General features: G+C 71.6%; 6 protein-coding genes and 1 pseudogene. 5 read left to right on the forward strand and 2 right to left on the reverse strand.

The genetic code is table 11. The features are described from left to right. Together C4V41_RS45065 and C4V41_RS45070 are read right to left on the reverse strand one after the other, a co-directional pair. A pseudogene (locus tag C4V41_RS45065) lies at positions 1-766 on the reverse strand (DNA-directed RNA polymerase subunit beta); the annotation flags it as partial. A 228-nt stretch (positions 767-994) separates the two neighbouring features. Further along, the gene (locus tag C4V41_RS45070) at positions 995-1,630 is read right to left on the reverse strand and encodes a TetR/AcrR family transcriptional regulator (protein WP_160150608.1); all 636 of its coding nucleotides are present in this window, start codon (positions 1,628-1,630) and stop codon (positions 995-997) included. A 103-nt stretch (positions 1,631-1,733) separates the two neighbouring features. Here C4V41_RS45070 and C4V41_RS45075 point away from each other — a divergent pair, with 103 nt between their 5' ends. The 5 genes from C4V41_RS45075 to C4V41_RS64705 all read left to right on the forward strand — a co-directional run bounded on the left by C4V41_RS45075 (position 1,734) and on the right by C4V41_RS64705 (position 7,152). Further along, complete coding sequence (locus C4V41_RS45075; RefSeq protein WP_160150609.1) at positions 1,734-2,615, forward strand: sugar phosphate isomerase/epimerase family protein; 882 nt, start codon at positions 1,734-1,736, stop codon at positions 2,613-2,615. Continuing rightward, a complete protein-coding gene (locus C4V41_RS45080) occupies positions 2,612-3,631 on the forward strand; it encodes a Gfo/Idh/MocA family protein (protein WP_103962205.1) in 1,020 nt (339 codons plus the stop codon). The genes C4V41_RS45075 and C4V41_RS45080 overlap by 4 nt, the downstream gene beginning before the upstream one ends. Then, positions 3,628-4,398, forward strand: a complete 771-nt coding sequence (locus C4V41_RS45085; RefSeq protein WP_103962206.1) for a hypothetical protein — start codon at positions 3,628-3,630, stop codon at positions 4,396-4,398. The genes C4V41_RS45080 and C4V41_RS45085 overlap by 4 nt, the downstream gene beginning before the upstream one ends. 18 nt (positions 4,399-4,416) lie before the next feature. Further along, the gene (locus C4V41_RS45090; RefSeq protein WP_103962207.1) at positions 4,417-5,676 is read left to right on the forward strand and encodes an MFS transporter; all 1,260 of its coding nucleotides are present in this window, start codon (positions 4,417-4,419) and stop codon (positions 5,674-5,676) included. A 180-nt stretch (positions 5,677-5,856) separates the two neighbouring features. Next, a complete protein-coding gene (locus tag C4V41_RS64705) occupies positions 5,857-7,152 on the forward strand; it encodes an NAD(P)/FAD-dependent oxidoreductase (RefSeq protein ID WP_103962208.1) in 1,296 nt (431 codons plus the stop codon). Positions 7,153-7,164: the final 12 nt, after the last annotated feature.

Raw genomic sequence — 7,164 nt, forward strand, 5'->3', positions numbered from 1 at the left:
CGTCATCCTGGCCGGCCGTGTGGTCCTTCTCCAAGGTGGCCCGCATCGACTCGTACTGGCCGAACCGCTCGAGGATCTGCTCGCTGGTCCATCCCAGTGCCTTGAGAAGCACGGTGACGGCCTGCTTGCGCTTACGGTCGATGCGCACACCGACGCTGTCGCGCTTGTCGATCTCGAACTCCAGCCAGGCACCCCGGGACGGGATGACCTTGCAGCCATAAAGATCCTTGTCGGACGTCTTGTCGACATTACGTTCGAAATAGACGCCGGGCGAACGGACCAACTGCGAGACCACGACACGCTCGGTGCCGTTGATGATGAACGTGCCCTTCGGCGTCATGAGCGGGAAATCCCCCATGAACACCGTCTGGCTCTTGATCTCACCGGTGGTGTTATTGATGAACTCCGCCGTCACGAACATCGGGGCGGAGAAGGTCATGTCCTTGTCTTTGCACTCATCGACTGAGTACTTCGGCGGCTCGAACCGGTGGTCGCGGAACGACAAGGACATGGTCCCCGAGAAGTCCTCGATAGGACTGATCTCTTCGAAGATCTCTTCGAGGCCCGACTGGGTCGGGACGTCCTTGCGCCCGGCCTGACGAGCCGCCTCTACCCGGGCCTTCCACTTTTCGTTGCCGAGCAACCAGTCGAACGACTCGGTCTGCAGGGCGAGAAGGTCAGGAACTTCGAGAGGCTCCTGGATGCGCGAAAAAGAGACGCGACGGGGACCAGCGGGTACGGCGGAGGCGTTGCGCGAGGCTGCCAACGAGCGTCCTTCCGGAGGGCACGGATGGAATCGAGTTACGCGCATGCCAAGCGTCCCGACAGAATCGGGGGTGTCGATAGGCAGCACGAGGGAGCATCATAACGCAAAAGAGAAACAAGTGTCTACACTAATTGCGAGCGTCAACCTCAGTGCCGCCTTCAGGATTCCACAGCCGGGTGGATTCGTCAAACTCGCACCGTCGCCGCACGCGATGACCCGCGCCGATTCTCAGCCCGCGGAAGAAACGTACCCCCCACGCCGCCAGCGCTCCAGCGTGTGGTCGAGGTGCTGGTCGAAGAGGCCGACGAGGTCCATGGCCGGGTCGAGGAGCCACTGGATCTCCAGCCCGTCCATGGTGGCGCAGAGGGCGCGGATCTCCGATTCGGCCTGACCCTGGGTGATGGGCGGGATCTCCCCCGCCCGCGCCACACCGAGCAGCCGCTCGACCAGCATGCCGACGATCTTCGCGTAGCGCTCCTGGATGAAGGCCCGCGCCGGGTGCTTCTCGTTGGACGCCTCTCCGGTGAGGCGGATGAAGAGCTCCAGCAGGCCGCGGTGCTCGACGTGATATCTCATGAGCGCGCGCAGGTCGTCGAACCCGCCGAGGCCGGCCCGCTCTCCGACGCCGAGCGCGGCGGTCTCTCTCGCCCACCATTCCAGCACGGCGGCGAGCAGGTCTTCCTTGTCCTGGAAGTGTCGCAGCAGGGCGGCGGGCGAGACGCCCACGTCGGCCGCGATCTGCCGCATGGAGGCCCCGTCGTAGCCGTGCGCGGTGAACGCCCTGGCGGCGGCGTTGACGATCTGCTCGCGCCGCCTGATGCCGCTCCGGTACGGCCCGCGCGCACTTCCTCCGGCATTCGCCACTGAACCAGCCTCCCGGGAAACGCCCTCTTGCGCAAAAGCTATCAGGCGTTTACGTTTGCCGAAACGTAAACAACCGATCACTTTTTGCCCGAGGAACTCCTCCATGCGATCCCACGAACCCCTGATCGGCATCAACCCTCTGCCATGGCTGCTCGGCCCGGCCGGCTTCACGCTGGACGTGCCCACGCTCCGCACCGCCTTCACCGAGATCGCCGAGACCGGCTTCACCGCCGTACAGGCCGACGTCCCACAGGGCCTGACCCCGTCCGGCTACCTCGCCCTCCTCCAGGAGTACGGACTCACCCCGGCGCCCGGCTACTTCCAGGGCGCCTACGACGACCCCGGCGGGATGCCCGCCCTTCTCGAAAGCGCCCGGCGGCACGCGGGCACGCAGGCCGCGCTCGGCATGACCGAGGTCTTCATCGCCTCCACGCTCGCGGCCGAGCGGCTCGCCACGCCGGCCGTGGGCGCCGCGTCCGACCCGGCGCGGCTGGGCACCGTCATCGAGAACCTCGCCCGTGCCTGCGAGGTCATCGTCGCCGAAGGCGTACGCCCCTGCCTGCACCCGCACGTCGGCACCTGGATAGAGACCGAGCACGAGACCCGGGCGGTCCTGGACGCGATCGCGCCCGGCCTGCTGGCGTTCGGCCCTGACACCGGGCACCTGCGGTGGGCCGGCGCCGACCCCGCCGCCCTCATCGCCCATTACCGGGACAGGGTGGGCGCCGCGCACCTCAAGGACGTCCACACCGCCGTCGCGGCCCAAGGCGGCGGCTTCTGGGAGACCGTACTCGAACGGCACCTGTGGACCGAGCCCGGCCAGGGCGACGTGGATCTCGAAGCGGCACTCGCGGCCCTGCCCGGCGACTTCGCGGGCTGGCTGGTGATCGAGGTCGACGTGCCCGACCACGGCACCCCCAAGGACAGCGCCGCCCTGTCACGCCAATGGACGCGCACCCACCTGGGAAAGGAGGCACGCCGATGACGCTCGGCATCGGGATCATCGGAGCCGGCCCGGTCACCCAGGCCATTCACCTGCCCGCCATCGCGGGGCTGTCCGACCGGCTGCGCGTGACGCACGTCATGGACGTCGACGCCGCCACGGCGGCCGCGGTGGCGGCCCGCGCCGGGGCCGCGTACGGCACGAGCGTCGACGACCTGCTCGCCGACCCCGCCGTGGACCTCGTGGCCGTGTGCAGCCCGCATCCCTTTCACGCCGAACAGGCCCAGGCCGCCTGCCGCGCCGGCAAGAAGGGCGTCCTGGTGGAAAAGCCGCTTGCCACCACCCTGGACGAGGCCCGCGCGATCGCCGAGGCGAGCCGGGAGAGCGGTGTGCCGGTCGTGGTGGGCGCCATGCACACCTACGACCCGGCGTGGCTCGCCGCCGAGCGCGCCTGGGGCGATCTGCCGGAAACCGCCCGCCGGGTACGCTCGCGCATCGTCCTGCCGCCCAACGCGCGCTTCGAGTCGGCGGCCACCCAACTGCACGCCGACCCGGTGTTCCCGCCCAGGAGCGGCGACCCGGCCGCGGCCATTCGCGGGGCGATCCTCGGGCTGGCCATCCACAACCTGCCGCTGGTACGGCGTTTCCTGCCGGAGATCGAGAGCGTGGACCTCGTCCGGCGGCTCCAGCCGTTCGGGTACGTGCTCACCCTGCGGGGCGGCGGGCGTACCGCCGAACTGATCGGCTACCTGCACGGCGGCTGGCGTACGGAGTGGACCTTCGAGGTCTGGGGCGACGGCGGCGAGCTGCGGCTGGATTTCACCCCCTCCTATGTACGCGCCGGCTCCGCGACGGCCGAACTGCGCACCGGCGCGGGCACGCGGCTCTTCGGGCCGTACCCCGGCAACGGCTACACCGGCGAATGGCGGCACCTGGCGGCGGTGGCGACCGGCGCGGAGCCCCTCCGGTACGGCCCCGGCGACGTCGTCGCCGACCTGGCCTACGCGCTGGACCTCGCCGACCGTGCCGCCCTGCTGCTTCGAGGAGCCGCCGCATGACCGCTCCCCTCACGGTGACCCTCGCCGGGGACGCCGACCGCCCGGCGCTCCACGCCACCCTCGCCTCGCTGCCCCAGGACTTCCGCCCGGTCGCCACCGGCGGCGACGTGCTGGCCGTGGCCGGCCTCGACGCCCTGACGAAGGCCCTCGCCGACCGGCCGCGCGGCATCCTGCTCACCGGTGTGACGACGGGCGCCCCCGGCCGCGTACACGATCTCGCCGACCGTGCCGCCGAGGCGGGCGTCCCCGTCGTCGTGGCCGCGACCTGGGCGCTCAACCCGGCGCTCACCGCGGCCACCGGCACCCTGCGCCGGGACCTCGGCCAGGCGGCGCTCGTCGAACTGACCGCGACCGTCCCGCCCGGCCTGCCGGTCCTGGTGGACCAGCTCGCGCTCCTGCGCACCGCCCTCGGCCCCGCGACCGCCCTCGAACTCCTCCAGAGCGACGACCACGGCCACACCGCGCACGCCCGGGCCGGCGACGTGCCCGTCCACCTGGCCGCCGCCGTCTCCCCCTGGGGGCCCGCGCGCGCCCGGCTGAGCCTGCTCGGCCCCGCCGCCCAGTGGCGCGTGTCCTTCCCCGACCCCGCCACCGCGAGCCCGGCCGACGTCGTCCGCTCCGACGCGGACGGCGAACACCGGCTGCCCGCCCTCTACGAGAACGCGGCCCGCGCCTCCTGGCGCGCCCTGCACGCCGCCGTCACCGAGGGCGCCGCGCCCCCGTACCGGCTGCACGACCTCGCCGACGACCTCCGTCTCCTCCTCTGACCCCCCTTGGAGGCCGCCATGTCCACTTCAACGACCACCGTCCGTCATGAGCCGACCGCGCCGGTCGGCATCCGCTTCATCGCCCTGTACGCGCTGGGCCAGCTCGGTCTCTGGGCCGGCCTGCTCACCCCGATCACGGTGACCCTCTCGGTCAAGGTCGGCGCCGTCGACCCCGAGGGCAAGGCCGCCAGCCTGGGGCTCGTCCTGTCGGCGGGCGCGTTCCTGTCCATGGCCATCACCCCGATCTGGGGGAACCTGTCCGACCGCACCACCAGCCGCTTCGGCCGCCGCCGCCCGTGGCTCGCCGGTGGAGCCCTGGCCGGCGCCGGCGGGCTGCTCATCATGGCCGTCGCGCAGAACGTACCCGCGATTCTGCTGGGCTGGTGTGTCACCCAGGTCGGCTACAACGCCGCGCAGGCCGCGCTCAACGCGGTCATCTCCGACCACGTGCCCGAACGGCAGCGCGGCCGGGTGTCCGGCATCCTCGGCCCGATGAGCAACATCGGCATCCTGGTCGGCACGTTCCTGACCACGATGGTCGTCGACAGTACGTCGCTCATGTTCCTGCTGCCGGGCGTCTTCGCCTTCGCCGCGATCGGGCTGTTCGCCGCCTTCCTCCCCGACCGTCCCGCCGACCCCGGGCTGCTCGGCCCCTTCCGCCTGCTCGACCTGCTGCGCAGCCTGTGGGTGAACCCCTTCGCGCACCGCGACTTCGGCTGGGCCTTCGCCGGACGTTTCCTCATCTTCACCGCGAACGCCTTCAAGCTCACCTTCGGCTTCTACGTCATTACCGACCGGCTCGGGTACGCCCCCGCGGAAGCGGTGTCCCTCGTCTTCACCGCCACGCTGGTCTTCACCGCATGCTCCCTGTTCACCGCCACCGTCGGCGGCTGGCTGTCCGACCGGACCGGCCGCCGCAAGGTGTTCGTGCTCGTCGCCTCCCTCATCATGGGCGCCGGCCTGCTGACCCTCGGCTTCGCCGCCAGTTTCCCCCACTACCTGATCGGCTCGGCGATCCTCGGCTTCGGCACCGGCACCTACCTCGCCGTCGACATGGCGCTGGTCGTCCGTGTGCTGCCCAACCGCGACAACGCGGCCAAGGACCTGGGCGTCTTCCAGATCGCCAACTCGCTCCCGCAGTCGCTGGCACCCCTGATCGCGCCGCTCTTCCTCACCATCGGCGGCGGCGACCAGAACTACCCCGCCGCCTTCACCGCCGCCCTGTGCTTCGCGGTCCTGGGCGCCCTGACCGTCATCCCCATCCGCCAGGTCCGCTGACGGCCGCTCTGCCGTGATCATGAACGGCGACGGCAGGACCATGGGTCAGCGACGCCCCGACCTCCTGAGCGCCGTTCGGGGAGATCGGCCTGGACGTGATGTGGTGGCCGTGTAGAGGTACTGGGTGGGTCGTGTGCAAGGCGGTCCACTCTTGGGGTGGCGCGCCTACCGTCGCAGATTATGCAGACAGTGGACGTCCTGGTGGTGGGTGCGGGCCTGGCCGGCCTGCACACGGCCCGGCTGCTCGCGCGGCGCGGCCTGAGCGTGCTGGTGGTCGACCGTCGCAGGTCGTTGTCGTCGGGCATCCGTACGACGGGGATCTTTGTCCGCCGCACTCTCGACGACTTCGACCTGCCGGATCACCTGCTCGGGCCCGGTATCCGGGACGTGCTCCTGTATCCGCCCTCGCGGCGGGACCCGATCCGGCTCACCAGCGACCGGGACGAGTACCGCGTGGCCGACATGGCGGCCGTCTACGAGCACGCGCACCGCGCGGCGTCGTCGGCGGGTGCGCGGGTGCTGCTGGGCGTGCGGTACGCCGGCGCGTCGGCGGATCTCGTACAGGACGCGGACGTGTCGGCGGATTCGGCACGGTTCGCGAGTGCGTCGGCGCGTCTCGCGCGGTTCGCGGGCGCGTCGGCGGGTTCCGCACGGTTCACGGGCGCGTCGGCGGGTTCCGCACGGTTCACGGGCGCGGCGGCGCGTCTCGTGCGGTTCGAGGGTGCGGAACCGGTGGCGGCGCGGTTCATCGTCGGCGCGGACGGCGCCCGCTCCCGGGTGGCCCGTGACCTCGGTCTCGACGTGAACCGGCGTTTCATCGTCGGCGCCGAGATCGTCCACCCGGTCGCGTCGGGCACCACCACCCCGGCGTTCCACTGCGTGCTGGACCCCCGGGTCGCGCCCGGCTACCTGGGCTGGGTCATCGACGACGGCCGGCACGCGCACGTCGGTGTCGCGGGTTATCCGGCCGCGATGCGTACCGGCCTCCGTCACCTCCTGGACGCCTTCGCCGCGGACGCGCCCGGCCGCGCGGCGCCGGCCGGTCCGGTCGAGCGCCGGGGTGGCCCGATCCCGGTGGGCGGGGTGCTGCGACGGCTGGCGTGCCCCGCCGGGCTCCTCGTCGGGGACGCGGCGGGCGCGGTGTCGCCGCTGACGGCCGGTGGGCTGGACCCCTGCCTGCGCATGTCCGAACTGGCCGCCGAGGTCGCCTTGGAATACCTGCGTACCGGTGACGCGCGGGTGCTGAGCCGGTATGACGGAAACGGGTTGCGGGCCCGGTTCCGGGGACGGCTGCTGCTGCGCCGCGTGTTCGCCGGCATCCGCTCCCCCGCCGCGGCCGAGGCTGCGGTGGCCGTGCTCCGCGGGCGCGCCGGTCGTGCCGCGGCGGCGCGGATCCTGTTCGGCGACGGCTCGTTCCCCGAGGTCCGCCCGCGTGTCCGGACGGGATGGAACGGAGTGGAACACCGTACCGGTTAACGAGCTCCGGGT

The sequence above is a fragment of the Nonomuraea solani genome (assembly GCF_900108335.1).
In the GTDB taxonomy this organism is placed as follows: domain Bacteria; phylum Actinomycetota; class Actinomycetes; order Streptosporangiales; family Streptosporangiaceae; genus Nonomuraea; species Nonomuraea solani.